The organism is Natrinema longum, assembly GCF_017352095.1.
Classification (GTDB): Archaea; Halobacteriota; Halobacteria; order Halobacteriales; family Natrialbaceae; genus Natrinema; species Natrinema longum.
The window spans coordinates 2,412,847-2,433,636 of sequence record NZ_CP071463.1 but is presented as its reverse complement, the minus strand read 5'-3'; the positions used below and the strand labels follow the sequence as shown (position 1 = coordinate 2,433,636).

Annotated in this window: 18 protein-coding genes and 1 pseudogene; 8 read left to right on the top strand and 11 right to left on the bottom strand. The window is 64.2% G+C overall.

The annotated features are described in order from the left end of the window. Positions 1-85 precede the first annotated feature (85 nt). The 5 genes and pseudogenes from J0X27_RS11990 (at position 86) to J0X27_RS11970 (ending at position 6,548) form a co-directional block, all read left to right on the top strand. Positions 86-1,195 carry a FecCD family ABC transporter permease gene (locus J0X27_RS11990; RefSeq protein WP_207269421.1) on the top strand — a complete coding sequence of 370 codons (1,110 nt, stop codon included), beginning with the start codon at positions 86-88 and terminating at the stop codon, positions 1,193-1,195. Further along, positions 1,195-2,052 (top strand): ABC transporter ATP-binding protein, encoded by an 858-nt coding sequence (locus J0X27_RS11985; protein ID WP_207269420.1) that lies wholly within the window; start codon positions 1,195-1,197, stop codon positions 2,050-2,052. The genes J0X27_RS11990 and J0X27_RS11985 overlap by 1 nt, the downstream gene beginning before the upstream one ends. A 48-nt stretch (positions 2,053-2,100) precedes the next feature. Further along, positions 2,101-3,208, top strand: a pseudogene (locus J0X27_RS11980) (ABC transporter substrate-binding protein). Between the two features lie 64 nt (positions 3,209-3,272). Beyond that, positions 3,273-4,382: an ABC transporter substrate-binding protein gene (locus J0X27_RS11975; protein ID WP_207269419.1), complete on the top strand. Its 1,110-nt coding sequence runs from the start codon at positions 3,273-3,275 to the stop codon at positions 4,380-4,382. A gap of 99 nt (positions 4,383-4,481) precedes the next feature. Next, positions 4,482-6,548: a DEAD/DEAH box helicase gene (locus J0X27_RS11970; RefSeq protein ID WP_207269418.1), complete on the top strand. Its 2,067-nt coding sequence runs from the start codon at positions 4,482-4,484 to the stop codon at positions 6,546-6,548. A gap of 12 nt (positions 6,549-6,560) precedes the next feature. On the opposite strand, the gene J0X27_RS11965 is transcribed toward J0X27_RS11970, so the two are convergent. The 6 genes from J0X27_RS11965 to J0X27_RS11940 all read right to left on the bottom strand — a co-directional run bounded on the left by J0X27_RS11965 (position 6,561) and on the right by J0X27_RS11940 (position 12,518). Then, on the bottom strand, positions 6,561-7,601 hold the full coding sequence (locus J0X27_RS11965; protein WP_207269417.1) for a two-component system sensor histidine kinase NtrB: 1,041 nt from the start codon (positions 7,599-7,601) through the stop codon (positions 6,561-6,563). A 153-nt stretch (positions 7,602-7,754) separates the two neighbouring features. Then, the gene (gnd, locus tag J0X27_RS11960) at positions 7,755-8,654 is read right to left on the bottom strand and encodes a phosphogluconate dehydrogenase (NAD(+)-dependent, decarboxylating) (RefSeq protein WP_207269416.1); all 900 of its coding nucleotides are present in this window, start codon (positions 8,652-8,654) and stop codon (positions 7,755-7,757) included. 192 nt (positions 8,655-8,846) lie between these two features. Then, complete coding sequence (locus tag J0X27_RS11955; protein WP_207269415.1) at positions 8,847-10,805, bottom strand: sensor histidine kinase; 1,959 nt, start codon at positions 10,803-10,805, stop codon at positions 8,847-8,849. A 77-nt stretch (positions 10,806-10,882) separates the two neighbouring features. Continuing rightward, positions 10,883-11,317 carry a hypothetical protein gene (locus J0X27_RS11950; protein ID WP_207269414.1) on the bottom strand — a complete coding sequence of 145 codons (435 nt, stop codon included), beginning with the start codon at positions 11,315-11,317 and terminating at the stop codon, positions 10,883-10,885. Between the two features lie 96 nt (positions 11,318-11,413). Continuing rightward, positions 11,414-11,878 carry a copper resistance protein CopD gene (locus J0X27_RS11945; RefSeq protein ID WP_207269413.1) on the bottom strand — a complete coding sequence of 155 codons (465 nt, stop codon included), beginning with the start codon at positions 11,876-11,878 and terminating at the stop codon, positions 11,414-11,416. Positions 11,879-11,963: 85 nt separating this feature from the next. After that, a complete protein-coding gene (locus tag J0X27_RS11940) occupies positions 11,964-12,518 on the bottom strand; it encodes a metal-dependent hydrolase (protein ID WP_207269412.1) in 555 nt (184 codons plus the stop codon). A gap of 363 nt (positions 12,519-12,881) precedes the next feature. Here J0X27_RS11940 and J0X27_RS11935 point away from each other — a divergent pair, with 363 nt between their 5' ends. Both J0X27_RS11935 and J0X27_RS11930 read left to right on the top strand, forming a co-directional pair. Beyond that, positions 12,882-13,862 (top strand): tyrosine--tRNA ligase, encoded by a 981-nt coding sequence (locus J0X27_RS11935; RefSeq protein ID WP_207269411.1) that lies wholly within the window; start codon positions 12,882-12,884, stop codon positions 13,860-13,862. A 254-nt stretch (positions 13,863-14,116) separates the two neighbouring features. Further along, entirely contained in the window at positions 14,117-15,256 is a 1,140-nt protein-coding gene (locus tag J0X27_RS11930; protein WP_207269410.1) for an acyl-CoA dehydrogenase family protein, read from the top strand. A 25-nt stretch (positions 15,257-15,281) separates the two neighbouring features. Here the strand turns inward: J0X27_RS11930 and J0X27_RS11925 are convergent, their stop codons facing one another. After that, positions 15,282-15,452, bottom strand: coding sequence for a hypothetical protein (locus J0X27_RS11925; RefSeq protein WP_207269409.1), 171 nt, complete (start codon positions 15,450-15,452; stop codon positions 15,282-15,284). Between the two features lie 237 nt (positions 15,453-15,689). Between J0X27_RS11925 and J0X27_RS11920 the strand changes: the two genes are divergently transcribed. Next, complete coding sequence (locus J0X27_RS11920) at positions 15,690-16,631, top strand: biotin--[acetyl-CoA-carboxylase] ligase (RefSeq protein WP_207269408.1); 942 nt, start codon at positions 15,690-15,692, stop codon at positions 16,629-16,631. 49 nt (positions 16,632-16,680) lie between these two features. On the opposite strand, the gene J0X27_RS11915 is transcribed toward J0X27_RS11920, so the two are convergent. The 4 genes from J0X27_RS11915 to J0X27_RS11900 are packed head-to-tail and all read right to left on the bottom strand — an operon-like array spanning position 16,681 to position 20,662. After that, the gene (locus tag J0X27_RS11915) at positions 16,681-17,058 is read right to left on the bottom strand and encodes a DUF7268 family protein (RefSeq protein ID WP_207269407.1); all 378 of its coding nucleotides are present in this window, start codon (positions 17,056-17,058) and stop codon (positions 16,681-16,683) included. Next, positions 17,045-17,962, bottom strand: coding sequence for an ABC transporter permease (locus tag J0X27_RS11910; protein ID WP_207269406.1), 918 nt, complete (start codon positions 17,960-17,962; stop codon positions 17,045-17,047). The genes J0X27_RS11915 and J0X27_RS11910 overlap by 14 nt, the downstream gene beginning before the upstream one ends. Then, positions 17,959-18,972 (bottom strand): ABC transporter permease, encoded by a 1,014-nt coding sequence (locus J0X27_RS11905; protein ID WP_207269405.1) that lies wholly within the window; start codon positions 18,970-18,972, stop codon positions 17,959-17,961. The genes J0X27_RS11910 and J0X27_RS11905 overlap by 4 nt, the downstream gene beginning before the upstream one ends. Before the next feature lie 49 nt (positions 18,973-19,021). Further along, on the bottom strand, positions 19,022-20,662 hold the full coding sequence (locus J0X27_RS11900) for an ABC transporter substrate-binding protein (RefSeq protein WP_224214582.1): 1,641 nt from the start codon (positions 20,660-20,662) through the stop codon (positions 19,022-19,024). Between the last annotated feature and the right edge of the window lie 128 nt (positions 20,663-20,790).

The window sequence follows — 20,790 nt, the reverse complement described above, 5'->3', positions numbered from 1 at the left end:
ACCTCTCGATCGTTCCTCGCGAGCCACTAGCACGGCGTCACCGGACCACAACTACTATACCTCTTTTAGGGATACCTAAACAAAGATGGCAGAAGCAGCATCGGTCAGTGGGCACGCGACGACTGGACAGCGAGACGGCTGGGTAACGGGGACCCTTGTCGTCTTCTGTCTGGCGAGTACGGTCGTTACGATCGTCGCGGGTCTGATCCAGGTAAGCTTCGGGGAGTACTCGATGACGTTTTTCGAGGCCTGGAAGGCGGTGTTCAACCCCGCAGTAATCTTCGATCTCAACGCCTGGGCGTCGTTCCTGTTCGGCACCGAGCGGCCGGACATGAGTACCGACAGCATCGTCGTCTGGGACCTCCGACTACCGCGGGTGTTCGTCGGGATCATTACCGGTGCGACGCTCGCGGTTTCGGGTGCGGTGTTCCAGGCCGTGACGCGAAACGAACTGGCGAGTCCGTTCATTCTGGGTGTCAGTTCCGGGGCCGGGTTCGCCGTTTTGGCGACGCTCGTCGTGTTCAGCGGCCTCGCACCGTTCCTCCCGTTGATCGCGGCTCTAGGGGGAACTCTCGCGTTCGGGATCGTCTACGTGATCGCGTGGAAAGGCGGCACGAGTCCCGTTCGGCTCGTACTCGCGGGCGTGATCGTCAATATGGTCTTCCAGTCGCTCCAGCAGGGACTGTTTTTCTTCGCGGACGATCTGGGTGTCGTCCAGACGGCGATCGCCTGGATAACGGGCTCGCTGACGGGCACCGGATGGGAGGAGGTCCGAATCGCAGTCCTGCCGGCAGTCATCGCGATCGGAATCGCGCTCGCCGGTGCGCGCCAGCTGAACGTCCTGATGCTGGGGGAGAACACCGCCCGGTCGCTCGGAATGCGCGTCGAACGAGTCCGCTTTTTCCTCTCCGGCGTCGCTATTCTGGCCGCCAGCGTCGCCATCGCCGTCGCCGGCGTCGTCAGTTTCTTCGGCCTCGTCGTTCCCCACATCGTCAGAAACACGGTCGGCGGCGACTACCGACGGCTGATGGTGGGCTGTGTCTTCGCCGGCCCCGCGCTGATGGTCACCGCCGACGTCGGTGCCCGGCTCGCGCTGGGCGGGACGCAGATGCCCGTCGGCGTCGTGACGGGCCTGATCGGCGGCCCGTACTTCCTCTTCCTGATGCGGAAACAGCAATCGATGGGTGAGCTATAATGGCACGCACACAGCGGGACACGGACCGGGAACGGACACGAATCACCGACGACGAGGGCGTCGAAATCGAGAGCGCGCTGGTCGGCGACGAGCTGGAACTCAGCTATCCGTCGAGCGACGGAACCGTCGTGGAGTGTGCCCGCCTCGACATCCCCGAGGAAGCGGTCACTGCACTCGTCGGACCGAACGGCAGCGGGAAGAGTACGCTCCTCAAGGCGCTCTCGAACCACCTCGAGCCGGACACCGGAACGGTCCGGATACACGGCGAGGATCTCGACTCGTTCAGTCAGAAGGAACTGGCCCGCGAACTGGGAGTCCTCTCGCAGGAAAACGATTCGCTGGGTTCGATCACCGTCGAAGACCTCGTCTATCACGGCCGCTATCCACACCGCGGGTTCTTCGACGGCCCCGACGAGGCGGATCATCGAGCGGTCGAACGGGCGATCGAGCTAGCCGGAATCGAAGGAATCCGCGACGCCGAACTCGGCCAGCTGAGCGGCGGGCAGAAACAGCTGGCCTGGATCGCCATGGTCCTCGCACAGGACACCGATGTCCTCCTGCTCGACGAGCCGACGACGTTTCTCGACGTTCACCACCAGTTCCGCGTCCTCGAGACGATCCGCCAGTTGAACGAGGAGAAGGGCGTCACCGTTTCGGTCATCCTTCACGACATCGCACAGGCGGCCCGCTTCGCGGACTATCTGGTCGCCATGCACGACGGAAGACTGTACGACTGGGGGCCGCCCGAGGAAGTCGTCACCGAGCAACTCCTCGCGGACGTCTTCGGTGTGGAAGCGACCGTGAAGTACGAACCCGAGTTACAGGTATTGCCGAAACGGGCGCTTTCCGACCGGTAGGAACGATCGATCCGAAGTACTTTGTGTTTTTAGGCCGGCCTAAAAACAATGACGAGCGATGCGCAGCGGACGAGACGAGCCGTGGTGAAGACTGGCGTAGCGATCGCGGGACTGGGCACGACAGCCGGTTGCCTCGGCGATTTCGTGTCGGGCGACGACGAAAGCGAATACTCGATGACGATGGAGCCCGTCGACACCGTCGAGTTCGACGCCGTCCCGGAGAGGTGGCTCGCATACACGGACGACTACGCCGACAGAGGCGTTGCACTCGGTCAGAGGCGACGGGCTCGTCGGAATCGGACTGCAGAGCCGGTACGCCGCTCACCACTACGAGGAGCTACCGGGCGTCGGGGTCGAAGCGGACGACCTGACCGAACTCTGGGACGGCGGGGCCGACGAGGAGGTGTTCTACGAACTCGAGGCAGACGTCCACATCGTCGATCCCAACTTCATGATCAACCGACTGGGCTGGAGTCGCGACGACGTCGACGATATTGTGGGGAGCGTCGGGCCGTTCGTGGGGAACACGATCTTCTCGGCCAGTTACGACTGGCACGACTACAGGCGGTATACCCTCTACGAGGCCTTCGAAAAGATCGCGGCCGTGTTTCAGGAGCGAGACCGATTCGATGCGTTCGAGCGGCTCCAGGAAGACGTACTCGCCGACATCCGCTCGCGGCTGCCCGACGAGCGACCCGAGGTCGCGGTTCTCGTTCCGAAGTCGGGCGAGCCGGAGGCGTTCTATCCCTACCACATCGACGAGGGGACGCAGTCCAAACACTGGAACGACCTGCGGGTCGAGGGAGCGGTCGCCGCGAACGGGATCGCCGACGCACAGGCGACCGGTGGCACCATCGACCACGAAACGCTTCTGGATATCGACCCCGACGTCATCGCGATCAGACAGCAGAGCGCGGTCTCGGAGTCGGAATTCGAACGAGGGATCGTCTCGTTCATGCGCAACCACGACATCGCGAGCGAACTTCGGGCGGTCCAGAACGACCGGGTGATCTACGGCGAAATGACCTACCAGGGGCCGATCATCCACCTCTTTCAACTCGAGCGGGCGGCGCAGGGATTATACCCGAACGAGTTCGACGACGAGGAACTCTTCGATCGCGGACGCGTCGCCGCCATCGTTACCGGTGAGTACTGAGATTGACCGGCAGAGGGAGTGTACTTCGGAACACTTTTCAGTTTTTAGGTCAACCTAAAATCCGATGAGTGAGAACCGGACTTGGACGAGACGCAACGTGCTTCGAACGGGAGGGGCGATGGCCGGCGTCGGTGCAACGGCCGGCTGTCTCGGTTCCCTCGGATCGTCCGATAGAGAGGCCGCATACACCGTGTCGATGCCGCCGGTCGGCGAAGTCGAGTTCCCGGGCGTCCCGGAAACGTGGGTCACCAACAACGGAAGCTGGGCCGATATGGGGGTCGCACTGGGCCAGGATCCGCCGGAAGGCGTCTGGCTGCCGTCCCGATACCACACGCAGTATTACGACGAGATTCCCGATGTCAGCGTCGACAAATCGGGGATGACGCGGATCTCCGACGACGGCGTCGATCCGGAGACGTTCTACGAAATGGACGGGGACGTCCACGTCATCGACCCTAACTTCCTGACGAACCGGTTCGGCGACGATGTCACCGAGAGCGACGTCGAAGACATCGAAAACGACATCGCGCCGTTCTTCGGGAACAGTATCTTCTCGACCGGCTACTCGTGGCACGAAGACTACCCGTACCTGTCCCTGTACGAGGCGTTCGAGAAGCTCGCCGAGGTGTTCCAGGAGAACGAGCGCTACGAGGCCTTCGTCGAGGTCCACGACGAGTTCCAGTCGAACGTCGAAGAAGTCGTTCCGGCCGAGGACGAGCGGCCGGAGGTCGCGATCATGTGGGCCGTCGAGAGCGAAATGGGCTCGTTCTCTCCGTATCTGATCGGCGAGGGAACGAGCTTCAAGCAGTGGCGCGACCTCGGGGTCGAGGACGCGTTCGCCAACACGGACGTACGCGACTTCCACAGTACGCGCGGTGCGGTCGACTACGAAACGCTCCTCGAGATCGATCCCGAAATCATCCTGTTTCGCGGACAGGAAGCCAAGACCGCCGAGGAGTTCCAGGACGCGATCGTCTCGCAGATGGAAGACGACGACACCGCACGGGAGCTAACGGCCGTCCAGAACGGCAGCGTCTACCGCGGCGGCCCCCTCTACCAGGGCCCGATCACGAACCTCGTCGTCACGGAACGCGCGGCCGAACAGGTCTACGGCGTCGAGACGGAACTGTTCGATCGGCAGCGGGTCGGCGATATCGTCAACGGCGACTTCTAGACGGTCGAACACCGCAAGTTGCTCTCCTCACGAACTCGGTGTCGCCACCACCCGTCCGAGTCCGAATCGCTCAAGTACGCCACCCGTCTATCAGATATCGTGTCGAAGCAGGTCCAGCAGGTCGAAACGATCTTTTGCCACGAGACGGGCGACGACTATCTCGTGGTCGTCGAGCGCGACGGCAAACGGCTCTTCCGCGCGAAACTCGGGCTTTCGGAAACGTCCGCCGGGCCCCGCCCCGCGAAGTTCCGACTGAAGCAGGGCTCGAGCGAAGAACCGCGCCAGCCCGACGAGTTCGTCGAGCTCGCCCGCCGAGCGAAGCGGCTGCGCATCTCCGAACAGACCTCCGCGCAGGGACGGCGCGATCTCCGGGAGATGTTCGAGGGGTACCAGCTCGAGGACAAGGTCAAGACAGTCCGGACCTGCCGGTACTGCGCCTCAGCGGGCCGGTACTCGCCGATCACGACCGAGACAGCTGTCAAGGACGACAACGACTGGATCTGCCGGGACTGCGCTCGACAGGAACTCGAGCGCCAGCTGTCCTTTTCGGGCGGCGGCAAGGTCTCGGGTGCCGCAAAGGATCGTCTCGAGGACCTCATGATGGAGGTTCAAGATCTCGAGCGAATCGTCAACCTGCTCAAGGGACAGCTCGATCCGGACCTGACGAAGTTCGATACCATCTCGGCGACGACCGACGAGGTCGACCCAGTTCGGACCGACTCGCTTTCCCTCCATCCCGGCCTGCAGAACCTGCTCGAGGATCGATTCGATACCCTGTTGCCGGTCCAGAGCCTCTCGGTCGAACACGGCCTCTTCGACGGCGACGACCAGCTCGTCGTCTCCGCGACGGCGACCGGGAAGACCCTCGTCGGCGAGCTGGCCGGTATCAATCGCGTGTTGAACAACAAGGGGACGATGCTCTTTCTCGTCCCGCTGGTCGCGCTGGCCAACCAGAAGTACGAGGACTTCACCGAGGAGTACGGCCACCTCGTCGACGTCTCGATTCGCGTGGGCGCGAGCCGCGTCGCCGACGAGGGCGAGCGGTTCGACCCCAACGCCGACGTCATCGTCGGTACCTACGAGGGGATCGATCACGCCCTGCGGACGGGCAAGGACATGGGCGACATCGGGACGGTCGTCATCGACGAGGTCCACACCCTCAAGGAAGAGGATCGGGGGCACCGGCTCGACGGCCTGATCTCGCGGCTCAAGTACACCTGCGAACAACGCGCCAAGCGGCGGGACGACTACGGCGGCGCACAGTGGGTCTACCTCTCGGCGACCGTCGGGAACCCCCAACAGCTCACCGAGGCGCTCGAGGCGACGCTCATCGAGTTCGAGGAACGGCCGGTACCGATCGAGCGCCACGTCACCTTCGCGGACGGCCAGGAGAAAGTCCGCGTCGAGAACAAACTCGTCAGACGCGAGTTCGACAGCGAGTCCTCGAAAGGGTATCGTGGCCAGACCATCATCTTCACCAACTCACGGCGGCGGTGTCACGAGATCAGCCGGAAGCTCGATTATTCGGCCGCGCCCTACCACGCCGGCCTCGACTACAAGCGCCGGAAGGAGGTCGAACGCAAGTTCGGCGAGCAAGAACTCTCCGCCGTCGTCACGACCGCCGCGCTCGCGGCCGGGGTCGACTTCCCGGCCTCGCAGGTGATCTTCGACTCACTGGCGATGGGCATCGAGTGGCTCTCGGTCCAGGAGTTCCACCAGATGCTCGGCCGCGCGGGTCGGCCCGACTACCACGACAAGGGGACAGTGTACGTCCTCGTCGAACCCGACACCGCCTACCACAACTCGATGGAGATGACCGAAGACGAGGTCGCGTTCAAGCTCCTCAAAGGCGAGATGGAGTCGGTCATGACCCACTACGACGAGGCCGCCGCCGTCGAGGAGACGCTGGCAAACATCACGGTCGGGGGCAAGGCCGCGAAGGCGCTCAACGACCGCATGCTCGGCGAGGTCCCCACGAAACACGCCATCGGGAAGCTTCTCGAGTACGACTTCATCGACGGCTTCGAACCCACGCCGCTGGGACAGGTCGTCACCGAACACTTCCTGGAACCCGGGCAGGCCTTTACCATCCTCGACGGCATCCGGAAGGACGCCCACCCCTACGAGATCGTCGCGGACCTCGAACTTCGCGACGCGGATCTCTAGGGTCTGGCTCCGTCATCCGTCGACGAAATCGATATCGTGGATGTCGAACCGTGCGCCGCCGTGCTCGCTCTCGGTGACCGAGACGTCCCAGCCGTGGCCCTCCGCGATCTGTTTCACGATCGAGAGCCCGTATCCGGTTCCCGCCTCCCGCGTCGAGTAGCCGTGTTCGAAGATGTCGCTCCGGACCGAGTCGGGAACGCCCGGTCCGTCGTCGGCGATGTAGATGCCATCGCGGTCGGGGAGTCGACCGACGCGGACGATCACGTCCGCTCCGGCGTGCTCGACGGCGTTCCGAAAGAGGTTCCCGAGGAGTTCTCGGAACCGGCTTTCGTCCGCCCTGATCGTCCCGATCGGCGTTTCGATTCGCAACTCCGCGTGCCGTGTTTCGACGGCCTGCCACGATTCGCGGACGCCGTGTTCGACACTGCACGGACCGAGTTCCCCGACCGTCTGTCCGGTCTTCGAGAGCACCAGAACGTCGTCGACCAGTTCATCGATGTGATCGAGTGCGTCCGAGATGTCTGCTAACACGGGCGCGTCGTATGTCTGTTTGGCGACGTCCGTGTACCCCTGTGCGACCGAGAGCGGGTTTCTGATGTCGTGAGCGAGGATCTCAGCGAACTGGTCGAGCCGTTCTTTCTGTTCGTGAATCTCGTCTTCCCGTTCTCGCCGTTCCGTGATGTCTCGAACGATGCCAGTGAAGTAGCGTTCGCCGTCGTGCTCGTGCTCCCGGAGGCTAATGAGCGTCGGCACTTCGTGCCCGTCTTTGTGTAGCGCCGGGAGTTCGACGCCGCTCCAATCGATGTTTCGGTCTCCCGTCTGGACGTAGGACTCGAGCGCCCCAGCGTGGACTGGACGGAGGCGCTCCGGAATGATCTTCATCTTGGTACTCCCGACGAGTTCGTCGGGCGTATATCCCAGAATATCTTCGATAGCCGGATTCGCGTACACGATCCGGCTGTCTTCGTCGATCGTCAGCATTCCCTCGGCGGCGTTTTCGACGAGCGTTCGATAGAACTCGGCCGAACTCACGGGAAGCGTGTGGGAATCCATTCACTCATCAGCGGTCACTTTGGGAGCAACTGCCGAATAGCTTGTTGCTACTATAGACCGATCACACGCGGGACCGTGAATTGGAGGGGCGGCCCCATACCGTATCGACAGTCTCCCTGCGAGCCGTGGATCCGAAACGGGCTCGAGGGGTCGCTACTCGCGGCGTGGGACTTCGTGGCGACCGAAGCCGTATCGGAGTCGATTCGCGAGTCGCCGCGAGAAGCGGCCGTCGTCGGCCCGCGAGCCGAACCGTTCGGCGAGCGCGGTGTAGATCAGTGGCAAGGGAACTTCCTGCTCGAGGGCCTCCTGGACGGTCCAGGTCCCGGTCGAGCCGCCCTCGATACGGTCGGCGACGGTGCCGAGGTCGGTGCCCTCCTCGCGGAAGGCCTCCTCGCAGAGCTCCAGCAGCCACGAGCGGATCACCGCGCCGTTGTTCCAGACCGAGGCCACGTTCTCGAGATCCAGATCGTACCGGCCCTCGTGGAGCAACTCGAAGCCCTCACCGTATGTCTGCATCAAGGCGTACTCGACGCCGTTGTGGATCATCTTGACGTAGTGGCCCGAGCCGGCGGGCCCCATCCGACCGTGGCCGTCGGGACCTGTCGCGACCGCATCGAAGACCGGCTCGAACTCGTCGTAGGCCCACTGGGGGCCGCCGACCATCAGCGAGAAGCCGAGTTCCGCGCCGGCGGGGCCGCCGGAGGTGCCACAGTCGAGGTAGGCCGCGGGACAGGACTCGGCCCGGCGGACCGAGTCCTCGAAGTAGGAGTTCCCGCCGTCGACGACGACGTCGTCGCCGTCGAGGTGAGCCTCGAGTTCCTCGAGGGTGACGTCGACCGCCTCGCCGGCGGGGACCATCAGCCAGATGCGTTTGTCCGCGCCCAGCCGGTCGACGAGGTCGTCGATCGAGGCGGCCGGGGCGGCACCTGCGTCAGCAGCCGTCGCGACGGCTTCTTCGTCCAGATCGAACGCGACGACATCGTGGCCCGCTGCGAGGGACCGCTCGACGACGATCTGTCCCATCCGTCCGAGTCCGATTACGCCCAGTTGCATGGATAGGCGTCGGCCGGCCGCTGTCGTAGTGGTTGCGGTTCTTCGATGGAGCCGGTGACGACCCGCTCGTGGCTCGAGGGCAGTCCGAGCGGCGGTCTGCCGTCCACGAGTCAAACGGTTTGCTGTCCCGAGTTCCCGGTGGGACCGCGGGGCGGTCCCGGTCCCACCGGCACTGACGGACAGGAGACCGTCTCACGCCGAGTCGGTCGCATCCGTCGACGCGGCCTCGAGGGCGATTTCGACGCGGCTCCCGCCGAGCGTCGACTGTGCAAAGGAGACGGTGCCGCCGTAGCTGTCGACCATCCACCGAACCAGCCAGAGGCCGAGTCCGCTGCTATGGGTGAGCTGTGTGATATCGCTCTCGCCGGTGATGACGCCGATTTCCGCGGGCGGAATGCCGGGGCCGTCGTCGGAGACCGAGAGCCGAACCCGATCGCCCTCCCGAACGACAGCGGCATCGATGGTCGGTTCGGGTCCCGTGTGTCGGACCGCGTTCTCGAGGAGGTTGTCGACGACGAGCCCTAATCCGGGATCGGCCCAGGCTCGGCAGTCGCCACGCGTCGTGACCGTGAGGGTACCGCCGTCGAGATCCGCCTCGTCGGTGGCCACTTCGAGGACGTCGGCGACGTCGATCGGCTGGAGGTCGCTGTCCCGGTCTAGCGCGTACTGGATCGCGCGCGTCTTCTCGCTGGTGTGGGCGAGCTCGGTCGCGGTCTCCCGGAGCGTGTCCGCGGCGGTCGCGAGCTCCGGATGGTCGAGTCGTTCACAGAGGAGTTCGGCGTAGCCGATGACGACGGTGAGATCGTTTCGGAGGTTGTGTCGGAGGACCCGGTTGAGCACCTGGAGGTACTGTTCGCGCTCCTTTCGCTGCGTGATGTCCCTGACGACGCTGACGGTCCCACGAAACGTCTCGGACTCGATCTCCGCCTCGTCGCGGGGTAACAGCGACCACTCGATTTCGACGGGAAACCGCTCGCCGTCGGCGGTGACGTAGGTCGCCTCGAAGGGAGCGTTATCGCACTGTGGCTCCGCGAGCAATTCAGCGACGCGCTCTACTGCACGCTCGTAGGATTCGTCGTCGAAAACGAGCGAGACGGGTTCGCCGATGAGCTGCTCGCGGTCGTATCCCAGCCGCTCGGCGAGCGGTTCGGTCACCAGCGTCAGTCGTGCGTCCGTATCGACCGCGTACACCATCCCTTCGAGTGTCTCGAGGACCTGTTCGTAGCGCATGAGTTCCTCGCGGCGGTCGGATCGCTCGAGTGCGGCAGCCGCGCTGGCGGTCAACAGCTGTGCGAGCTCGACGTGGTAGTCGTCGAATGCGCCGCTGATCGGCGAGCCGACGTTGAGGACGCCCAGGGACCCCATCGGAACGCACATGATACTGCGGAACAGCTCGGTCGCCCACTGTGAACCGAACGAGCGAGGCGGCCCGTCATCGATGACGACCGGCTCCGAGTTGCGAAACGCCTCTCCCATCACGCTCTCGTGAGTCCCGACGCGTTTGCGTTCGTCGAACAGTTCGCTAATGGGATCGGACGCGCCGGTCAAGACGAGCTCCGCCGTGTCCGCATCGAAGAGCCGAACGGTGACGACGTCGAACCCGAGAACCCGCTCGGCGGCGTCGACGACGACATCTGCGACGGCCACACGGGACTCACAGGAAAACAACGCTCGCGTCGTCTCGAGCAGTTCGGTGACGACGGCCGCATGGCGGGGGCCGACGATCGCATCGCTGGGAGTGATATGCCCGCCAGCAGGGTGTTCGCGATCGGGTGACGTTGGGTCGGTCGATCCGGTTGCGAGCGGGTCGGGCGACAACGCTACGACGCGATCGACGAGCGTCACGTCGGTTGTCCGGACCAGATACTCGGTCGCCCCAGCACGCGTCGCCGCGGCCGCAGCGGTTCCGTCCGGCCGCGCCGTCGTGTAAACGATCGGGACCGACGGTGCAGCCTCGTGGATCGCCGCGACGGTATCGACGCGATCGGCCTCGGTTCCGTCGACGACGACACAACTCACGGCGGTCGCTTCGAGGGAGTCGACGGCTGCCGTTCGATCACGCACTGCGACCACGTCGAACGCGACCGCGAGATCGCGCGGCAGCGTCGCGTCGGCACCGACGAAGACGACACGTTGGCCTGAGCGGCTCACTGACAGACCAACGGAGGTAGCCGGTGGTGATTAATGTTACGACGGGTGAGACGTCACCGTCAGGACCGCACAGAAAGCTACGCGATGGGTTCCTCGAGATGCGCCCAGCCGATCGCATCGAGGACGACGATTCGATCGTTGTACTGGACGTAGACGCCGTTGTACTCGTCTTCGTCGGCGTCGTAGTAGGGTAACGTCTGCCGGATGCGGTCGACGATAGACCAAGCGCCATCGCGCTCGAGCGTGACGTGTTCCCACTCGTCGCGTGCGCTGTTGTGGATCGCCCGGTCGAGTGCTTGCCGCGCGCCGGGGATCTCGCCGAGGCGTTGTGCGGACGCGTCGATCACCGTCGCGTCCGTCGGGACGTCTTCCGGAACGATGACGCGTGCGCCGAGGTTCGCCTTCGATCGCGATGTGCGGGCCGTTGACCGTTCCGATCGGAGGACGTAGCCAGCCACGGCAGCCATCCCTACCGCGAGAAGCGACAGGGTCAGATCTTTACCCCTAACCATTACCGACTATCTTACAGCAACTGACTAAGTATCTTTCGCAAGAATGTTGATTTCGAACGGGTTCGGCGTCGAAACACCGGACAGCCGTCTTGCATGTCACAGGAGGAGGCCGACGTTGGCCGAGAGCAGGCCTGCAACGACTAACAGTGCGATCGCCGTAACGGCTGCCGCCCGAAACGTCGGCAGCGAATCGCGAGCGGGCTCACGAATCTTCTTCCCGGTGAGCCCGGTTTCGAACCGCTTCGTGCCGATCTCGACGAGCGCGGTCAGGAGCAACCAGAGCGCGACCATCGCGACGACCAGCCGACCGTTGGTCGTCCCGAAGAGCGACCCGAACGTGTAGGCGTTCCCAGCGAGGTGGCCGCCCGAAAGCAAGAGAACGACCGAACTCACCCGCGAAATCGTCGTCAACTTCCCCGAGATGACCTCGAGCGGGTGGGTCGTGTTGAACGCGCCGTCGCGTGCCAACGGCAGAACGACGGCAGCAACGAAACAGACACTGCCGGCCCAGAGGGCCGCAACGACCAGGTGTATCGTTCGAGCGGCGAGCACGTCGACCATACGGGATCGCTTGGCGAGCGGGCGTATCAGCGTTCCGACTTCCAGACGAGAGACAGTCGTCGTGACCGACGGGTCGGCCTCGTAGTCAATCGAGCCAGTCGGGCGTCCAGGCAACCAGGCGACGACGGAACAGTGCGTAGACCACCGAGACGGCGAGGCTCCCGACGACAACGGCAGCGAGCCAGCCGTCGAAGACGACGAGCGCCGGTATTCCGAGCGCGGCACCGAGGACGGCGTCTTCCGGAGCGCCGTCGTAGCGAATCCATCGCCGTGGTCGAATCCATCGCCCGCGGACGTGGTCGTAGACCGCACGCTCGGTCCGCTCGTTCCACGGGTCCATTTCGGGGCCGCCGCCGATCGCGTCGCTTGCAGCGTGTAGCCAGGCGGTCCCGGCGAAGGCAGCGACGGCGAGGGTCGTCCTCGAGGGAGCGACGGCGGCGACGACGACGGCGGGGCCGGCGACTGCGAGCCCGCCGACCGGAAAGTGAAGCGTCCGCCGGTGTGTCCCGACGAGATCGAAATCGGGTGCCAGCCCGCCGAGAATCGCACCGACCGCGAGCGCGGCCGCGAACTCGGGAGCGACGTATGCGACCGGCGCGACGACCGCGAGCCCGGCGAACACGTGGGTAGTCGCCATCATCGTCTCGAGCGTACGACGGCGTCGAGCAAAACGATACGTGAACCGGCGACCGACGGAGGAAGAAGGACCTGTCACTGGCCCGAATCGTCTGCCGATGCCATCGCTCGAGCCACCGTGTCTTCGATCGGAACACGCCTCGCGCGGCGCGGCGAGGGGGCGAAACTGGGCGGGAAAGTCGGCGGCGTCGCCGGCCCTGCCGGCGGGTCCGTCGGGCCGGGGTGGGTGCAGTGGCCGGCTCCCTCGCTGGCACGGCGCGCGATCGGGTCGACTCGATACTGAAACCGTTCCGAGTAGCGGGGTCGACTCCCTCGAGCCGGAGCGGCTATCAGGAGCTATAAATTCCTCCTCCGGTTCCTGCCACGTATGGACAGCTACGAGCTACTCACGCGAAACGCCGAGGAGGTCGTCACCGACGAGGAGGTCCGCGACCTCGCGGAGGATCCCGCGGGGAAACGCGCTTACGTCGGCTACGAACCCTCCGGCGTGCTCCACCTCGGCCACCTCCTGACGGCGAACAAGCTCATCGACCTCCAGGACGCGGGGATGGAGGTCGTCATCCTGCTCGCGGACGTTCACGCCTACCTCAACGAGAAGGGGACCTTCGAGGAGATTCGGGAGACCGCCGAGCAGATGAAAGCCCAGTTCCTCGCCTACGGGCTCGACGAGGACAACGCCGAGTTCGTCTACGGCTCCGAGTTCCAACTCGAGGAGGAGTACACGCTCGATCTCCACCACCTCGAGCGAGAGACGACGATGAACCGCGCCCAGCGCGCGATGGCCGAGATCCAGGGCGACGAGACGGCCAAGGTGAGTCACCTCGTCTACCCGTTGATGCAGACCTTGGACATCGAGTACCTCGATCTCGATCTGGCTGTCGGTGGGTTAGACCAGCGCAAGGTCCACATGCTCGCCCGCGAGAAACTGCCCGATCTCGAGTACGAGGTCCGACCCGCGCTTCACACGCCGATCGTCGCCGACCTCACCAGCGGCGAGGGGAAGATGTCCTCGAGCGAGGGGATCACGATTTCGATGGAAGACTCGACCGCGGAGCTCGAGGAGAAGGTCAACGCGGCGTTCTGTCCGCCGACGCGAGACCCCGAGGGGGACCTCGAGAACCCCGTCCTCGAACTCTTCGAGTACCACGTCTTCCCGCGATTCGACGAGATCGTCGTCGAGCGCCCCGAGAAGTACGGCGGCGACCTGACCTACGAGGAGTACGAGGCGCTGGCCGCGGACCTCGAGTCGGGCGAGCTCCACCCCGCCGACGCGAAGGGGACCCTCGCGACCTACCTCGACGAGCTGATCGCGCCGGGCCGTGAGAAGCTACGCGAGATTCGAGACTAACCGGTCGGTCCCCTCGACGCTCGAGGTTACTCGACTTCGACGGCGTTTTTCAGCCGACGGCCTCCGCGTTCCATACGGGACTATCGACTCCACAGCACTGGCCCGTTTCTCCTTGGATAGCAAGGACAGACGCTCGTATTCGGAGACGATATGTCGCTTCTGCGAACGGTGATGCCGCGTCTGGGCTCCGTCACTGATGCCGTTTCACCGGCGCTCGCCGATGGATTGACCATCCCCCCGCCCGAGGTCGTGGTATGTCGTTTCAGCTCACCGCGGAGCAACGAGCGATCCGCGACGCGGTCCGGGAGTTCGGGGATGCAGAGATCCGGCCAGTCGCCGCGGAGTACGAAGCCGAACACCGCTATCCGTCCGAATTGCTCGCGGCAGCAGCCGATCTCGACCTCGTGGCACCCCACGTTCCCGAGGCGTACGGCGGCGCGGGGATGGATCCGATTTCGACGATCATCGTCACGGAAGAACTCTGGCGCGCCGATCCCGGGGTCGGCGGCTCGATCGCCGCGGCGGATTTCGGTACGGGAATGCTCGTCGAGTACGGCGACGAGTGGATGTGCGAGGAGTGGCTGCCGCGGGTCACCGCAGGCGAGACGCCGATCGCGACCGGGATTTCCGAACCCGCACACGGGTCGAACGTGGCGGGGATGGAAACGCGCGCCAGGAAAGACGGGACCGAGTGGGTGATCGACGGGGGGAAGATGTGGATCACCAACGGCACCGTCGCCGACGTCGCGATCGTCATGGCCAAAACGTCGCCCGAGAAGGACCACAACGGGATCACCGCGTTCCTCACCCCAACGGACGTCGACGGCTACGAGGCGACGGCGATCACGAACAAGCTCGGGATCAAAGCGCAGGATACCGCCGAGATCGTCCTCGATGGCCTCCGCGTCCCCGAGGCAAACGTCGTCGGCGAGGTCGACGAGGGGTTCTACCAGCTCATGCGCTTTTTCGCACCCGCTCGCGCCGACGTCGCCGCGCAGGCGACCGGCGTCGCACAGGCCGCCCTCGAGGAAGCCATCGCCTACGCGCAAGCGCGCGAACAGTTCGAGCAGCCCATCTCGGAGTTCCAGGCCATCCGGCACAAGATCGCCGAGATGGCGACGAACGTCGAGGCGGCGCGGTCGCTCGCCTATCGGGCGGGGGCTGCACTCGAGTCGGGCGAGGACGACCGCGCGACGCGACTCGCCTCGATGGCGAAGCTGTTCGCGAGCGAGCGAGCCGTCGACGTCACCGACGAGGCGCTACAGGTTCACGGAGGCGCGGGCTACGTCTCGGATCACCCGGTCGAGCGCTTCTACCGGGACGCCCGGATCACGAAGATCTACGACGGGACGAGCGAGATCCAGAAGGGCATCATCGCCGAGCAGTTGCTCTAGACGCGTCGAAATACGGCCGCCCCCGTCAGAACTCGACCGCCCCGATCCACGTCTCGTCCCCGCAGTGGCGACATTCGAACGTCGTTTTGTCCTCCGCACACGGCTCGTGGAGTCCCCGACCGCACGTCTCGTAGTACCGGATCTCTCCCTTGCCGATGCGCGTTTCACAGACCGTACAGCGCTCTCCGATTCTCATGGGTCTTGTTATAGTAGCAACTGAAACGATTGACACACTGATCGCAACGCTGTCGTGCGATCAGGAACGCAATGACTTTCAGTTGCTACTATAGCTTTCCACCCCGTACGAACGACCGAGTACGACCGGCAAAAGCCCAGGGACCGGCAGACAGACCGATACGTTACGACGGTGAAAACGGGGCCGGAGATCGACGGATCCCGCCGATTGAAGTACGGGCGGGCCCCTTGCGAGGCTATGAACGAGACGCGACGAGCGATCCTCGAGGCACTCGCGGACGGCCCGGTGTCCGGACCCGAACTGGCCGACTCGCTCGATATTTCGCGGGCGGCCGTCTGGAAGCACATCGAGGGGCTTCGCGAGGCGGAGTTCGAGATCGAAAGCGGGGCCAACGGGTACGAACTCACGGCCGTCGACGCCTACAACGCCCCGGCGATCGAGTTCGAACTCGAGGCACCGTTTTCGATCGACTACCACGACTCCGTGGGAAGTACGAACGACCGAGCGCGCGAACTCGCGAACGACGGAGAGACCGACGTCGCCGTCGTCGCGAACGAACAGACGGGCGGTCGCGGCCGCCTCGAGCGCGAGTGGTCCGCACCCGCGGGCGGCGTCTGGGTGAGTATCGTAACGCGGCCGACTATCACGCCCGCGCAGGCACCGCTGTACACGCTCGCAGCGTCGGTCGCGATCGCGACGGTTGCGCGAGAGGCCGGCGTCGACGCCCGGATCAAGTGGCCAAACGACGTGGTCGTCCCGGTCGGCGAGGACGGAGACTACCGGAAGCTCGCGGGGATTCTCACGGAGATGGAAGGCCAGACCGATCGGGTGGACTGGCTCGTTCCCGGTATCGGTGTCAACGCGAACCTCGATTCCGACGGGCTCCCCGAGGGTGCGACCAGCATCCGCGACGAGGCCGGCGACGTCGACCGCCGTCACTTCGTCCAGCGGCTCCTCGAGGAGTTCGATCGGTACCGGACCGATCTCGAGGCGGTCGTCCCCGCGTGGCGCGAACTGGCGCTGACGCTCGGCCAGCGCGTGCGAGTCGAGCGTTCCGCGGGCGAGGTCGTCGGCGAGGCGATCGACGTGACCGATTCCGGCGCGCTCGTCATCGAGACCGACGACGACGAGCGGGTGACGGTCTCGGCGGGCGACTGCGAACACCTGCGTCCCGTCTGAGAGACGAGCCGAACGCAGGGCGTGGCGGATGGGGCGACGCGAGGGCCGCTTAGACGACGAGGAGGATCGAACTGGCGGCTGCGGCGACGACCCACCCTGCACCCACCCACGACAGCACGAAAAACGCCTCGCGAGCACCGGCCTCCGTCCAGCCGGAGCTGACCTCGAGTCGGTCCTTCATCCCCTCGATGGTTCTCCCGAGACCGACCGCCGTCGACCACGCGGTGACGCCGAACCCGAGAACGAGCGCGCCGAGTGCGAACGCCGTGTCGGTCGCGGCTCGCGGCGACCAGATCGTCAGCAGCGCGAGCGAGACGGCGACACCGACGACGCCGCCGACGGCGGCCCAGCGAGCAGCGGCGACCACGAGCGCGAGAGTGCGCTCGAGGAGGGGCTCCGAGGGGACGCGAGAATCAGTCGACGGCATCCCTCATGCGGGGGTCGAGGGCGTCTCGCATCCCGTCACCGAGGAGATTGAATCCCAACACGGTGAGGGCGAGGAACAGCCCTGGGAAGAACGACCACCACCAGGCCCCCGAGAACAGGCCCCGCTGGACGCCCTCGGAGAGCATCATCCCCCACGAGGGGTCGCCCGGGCTCGCGCCGAACCCGAGGAACGACAGCGCCGCGATGTCGATGATCGCCAGGCCGTAGTTCAGCGTCGACTGAACGGTGATCGGTGCCAAGCAGTTGGGCAGGACGTGCCGAATCAACAGCCGCGGATCGGTCGCGCCGAGGGCGCGCGTCGCCTCGATGTACTCGTCCTCGAGGACTTTGAGCGCTGCGCCACGGACGACGCGGGCGAACCGCGGCGTGTAGACGAGCGTGAGTGCGGCGACCGCACGCCACAACCCCAGCGAATCGGGGAAGATCGTGACGAGTGCAAGCGCCAGTAGTAGCGACGGGAACGACAGCAGCACGTCCATCGTCCGCATGATAACATTGTCGGTGAGGTCGCCGTAGTAGGCGGCGACGATGCCGGCAGTGATGCCGAGGATCGTCGACGCGAGGACGGTCGCGGTCCCGAACTTCAGTGCGAACCACGCGCCGTAGAGAACACGGGGGAAGATGTCGCGGGCCTGTCCGTCGGTCCCGAACCAGTACTCGGCGCTCGGACTTGCTTGCGTCGGGTTCGATCCGAACTGTGTGTCGACGACCGCGCCGAGATCGTACGCGAACCGCGCGTAGATGGCGACGGCGAACATCCCACCGATGATGGCGAGGCCGATCACGGCGATGCGATTCGACAGCAGTTCCGTGAGGAACGGACTGGCGCGGAGGCGATCCACAGTACTGCGCTCGATGTCTGACGATTGGGTTTCCGTGCTCATTGGTCGATCCGTGGGTCGAGGATGGAGTACGTGATGTCGACGAGGAGATTCACGATCGTGTACATGAACGCGAACACGAGAACGGTCGCCTGTACCACCGGGTAGTCGCTCTGGTTGATCGCGGACACGAGCAGCGTCCCGATGCCGTTGATCTCGAAGACGGTCTCGGTCAGTACGGAGCCGCCGAGCATCGAGCCGAACTGGATACCGATGATGGTGATAACGGGGATAAACGCGTTCCGGAGCCCGTGTTTCATGATGGTCGTCTTCGCGCCCTGCCCTTTCGCGCGGGCCGTCCGCATGTAATCCTGTCGGACGACCTCCAGCATCGACGACCGCATCATTCGGGAGATAAACGCCATCGAATAGACACCGAGGACGACGACGGGCATGAGCAGATGGCGAGCAGCGGACTGGAACGCCGCCATGTCCCCGGCCAGCAGCGTGTCGACGAGGATGAACCCGGTCGTCGAATCGATGAAGTACGTCGACCCGAGACGGCCACTCGTCGGCAGCACGCCCAGAATCTGGGCGAACAGCAGTATGAGGAGCGGACCGCTCCAGTAGATCGGGATGCTGATACCTGCGAGGGCCCCGACCCGAGAGAAGTGGTCGGTCAGCGTGTCCTGTTTGACGGCGCTCAATATACCGAGCGGGAGCCCGAACAGCAGGCCCGCAGCCTGGCCGAGAATTGCGAGTTCGATGGTGATCGGAAGCCGGTCGGCGAGGATGTCACTCACATCGCTGCCACGCCGGACCTGGTAGGATTGTCCGAAATCCAGCGTCGCAGTGTCCTGAAGGAATCGGACGTATTGTTGCCACAACGGATCGTTGAGTCCGAGATCCGTTCGAACCTGTTCGATGAACTCCTGGCTCGCCCGTTGGCCCGCGATGGCTACCGCAGGATCTCCCGGCGAGAGGTGGAGGATAGCGAAGACGACTGTTGCCACTCCGAACAACACCGGACCGAGCAACAGCAGACGTTTGGCTACGAACCGCTTTGAGACCATTATTCGGATGTACGTGTAGGATTTTCAAACGTTTCCGTCAACTGGACGCCTACTCGAGGTCGACCAGGTGGAGGTGTGGACCACCGATAGCCGAAATCGTGTAATTGTTCACGTTGTTACGAACGCCCCGGATTTCGTCGGCGTAGTCGATGAAGACCCACGGCGCTTCCTCGCGAGCGATCTGGGCCGCCTCGTGGTAGAGGGTGGTACGCTCGTCCTCGTCTGACGTCTGTTGGGCTTCCTCGACGAGTTCCATGTAGTCCTGGTTCGCCCACGCGCTCCGGTTGGACGTGTTGAATCCCTCCGTTCCCCAGTCCACCCAGTCCTGTCCGTCGGGGGACTCGACTTGCGGGTGGAGGAGGACGTAGTAGAAGTTGTCCGGGTCGGCGTTGTCCGTGTACCAACCGGCCAGGGACGCGTCGTGTTTCCCCTCGGAAGTGTAGGTGAGGTAGTCCGAGAACTGCCGTTCGTCGATCGTGACGTCAATGCCGATCTCGGCGAGGTTCGTTCGGATGGTTTCCGCCGTCGGAAGCGGTGCCGGGTTGTAGCCACGGGCGTTCTGGAAGGTCGTCAAGTCGAAGGAGAAGCCGTCACTGTACTCCGTTTCGTCCAGCAGGGACTGGGCCTCCTCCGGATCGTAGGCGTACGGACTGAGATCGTCGTTGTGCCCGAAGAGAGCCGGCGGACACGGCTGATCGGCTTGTTCCGCGATACCGGAGTAGACCTCGTTGACGATGGATTCGGTGTCGATGGCGTAACTGATCGCCTTCCGGACCTTGGGATCGCGGAACGCCTCCATCCGGGACTGGTTCATCGACATGTAGCCGACGTTGATACCCTGTCCGGACTGGATCTCTGCGGCATCGGATTCCTCGACCGTGCCGATGTTGTCGGGACCGAGGTTGTCGATGATATCGAGTTCGCCCTCGACGAGCGCCTGCGTGCGCGTCGAGTTCTGGCCGCGCTCGAGGAACAGGAGCTCGTCCACGTTCGGGCCATCGCCCCAGTAGTTGTCGTTGGGGGTCAGCAGGATACGGCCGTTCGAGTCGTCGAGTTCGTCGAGCTGGAACGGGCCGGTCCCGTTAGCGTCTGCGGTGAAGTCGAAGTCGTTCTCGATACCGTCTTTGGGAAGGACGACGGCAGCGAACATCGCGAGATTTCGCAGGAACGGTGCGTAGGGATCCGTAAGCGTGATGTTCAGCGTGTAGTCGCCGTCGGCCGAAACGGAGTCGATCCAGTTACCGAGCGTGAACGGCCCGTAGACGGAACTCTCCTCGACGTAGTACTCGTACTCCTCGTCGACGAACCGCCGGTAGGTCGCGATGAAGTCGTCGGCGGTGAAGTCGGTCCCGTCGTCGAACTGGGCGTCCTCGCGGAGCTCGAGCGTGACGTCTTTGCCGTCCATCGACCAGTCGGTCGCGAGGCTCTTCGTGATGGCCGCCTCGCCGGGTTCGAAGTCGATGAGTCCGTCGTAAATCTGGTTCGTGACTTTCGAAACCTCGCCACTGGTCGTGTTCTGTGGGTCGAGGGTTTTCGAGTGTGCACTGCGACCGTATCGGAGCGTGCTTCCGTTGCCACTGTCACCGCCGAGACAGCCGGAAAGAGAACTCGCTGCGGTTGCGACGACCGTCGCGCTTCCGGCGGACTTCAGGAAACTGCGTCTGTCAAATTGGCCACTATCGCCTGACATAACACTACGGCGTGCATCGATGTATATAGTACTTACGGATGCGCATGGGAATTAAACAGTTGACGGACAAAAGAAGTCAAAATCGACCAAGTTTTCCCCATATTGGGGTAAATATTTAATTAAGTTGT

Coding starts and splice junctions, on each gene's coding strand:
- J0X27_RS11915 (WP_207269407.1), bottom strand. CDS start 17,058: ATGCCGTCGACTGATTCTCGCGTCCCCTCGGAGCCCCTCCTCGAGCGC.
- J0X27_RS11935 (WP_207269411.1), top strand. CDS start 12,882: ATGGACAGCTACGAGCTACTCACGCGAAACGCCGAGGAGGTCGTCACC.
- J0X27_RS11925 (WP_207269409.1), bottom strand. CDS start 15,452: ATGAGAATCGGAGAGCGCTGTACGGTCTGTGAAACGCGCATCGGCAAG.
- J0X27_RS11900 (WP_224214582.1), bottom strand. CDS start 20,662: ATGTCAGGCGATAGTGGCCAATTTGACAGACGCAGTTTCCTGAAGTCC.
- J0X27_RS11910 (WP_207269406.1), bottom strand. CDS start 17,962: ATGAGCACGGAAACCCAATCGTCAGACATCGAGCGCAGTACTGTGGAT.
- J0X27_RS11930 (WP_207269410.1), top strand. CDS start 14,117: ATGTCGTTTCAGCTCACCGCGGAGCAACGAGCGATCCGCGACGCGGTC.
- J0X27_RS11940 (WP_207269412.1), bottom strand. CDS start 12,518: ATGATGGCGACTACCCACGTGTTCGCCGGGCTCGCGGTCGTCGCGCCG.
- gnd (WP_207269416.1), bottom strand. CDS start 8,654: ATGCAACTGGGCGTAATCGGACTCGGACGGATGGGACAGATCGTCGTC.
- J0X27_RS11905 (WP_207269405.1), bottom strand. CDS start 18,972: ATGGTCTCAAAGCGGTTCGTAGCCAAACGTCTGCTGTTGCTCGGTCCG.
- J0X27_RS11950 (WP_207269414.1), bottom strand. CDS start 11,317: ATGGTTAGGGGTAAAGATCTGACCCTGTCGCTTCTCGCGGTAGGGATG.
- J0X27_RS11985 (WP_207269420.1), top strand. CDS start 1,195: ATGGCACGCACACAGCGGGACACGGACCGGGAACGGACACGAATCACC.
- J0X27_RS11920 (WP_207269408.1), top strand. CDS start 15,690: ATGAACGAGACGCGACGAGCGATCCTCGAGGCACTCGCGGACGGCCCG.
- J0X27_RS11945 (WP_207269413.1), bottom strand. CDS start 11,878: ATGGTCGACGTGCTCGCCGCTCGAACGATACACCTGGTCGTTGCGGCC.
- J0X27_RS11965 (WP_207269417.1), bottom strand. CDS start 7,601: ATGGATTCCCACACGCTTCCCGTGAGTTCGGCCGAGTTCTATCGAACG.
- J0X27_RS11990 (WP_207269421.1), top strand. CDS start 86: ATGGCAGAAGCAGCATCGGTCAGTGGGCACGCGACGACTGGACAGCGA.
- J0X27_RS11975 (WP_207269419.1), top strand. CDS start 3,273: ATGAGTGAGAACCGGACTTGGACGAGACGCAACGTGCTTCGAACGGGA.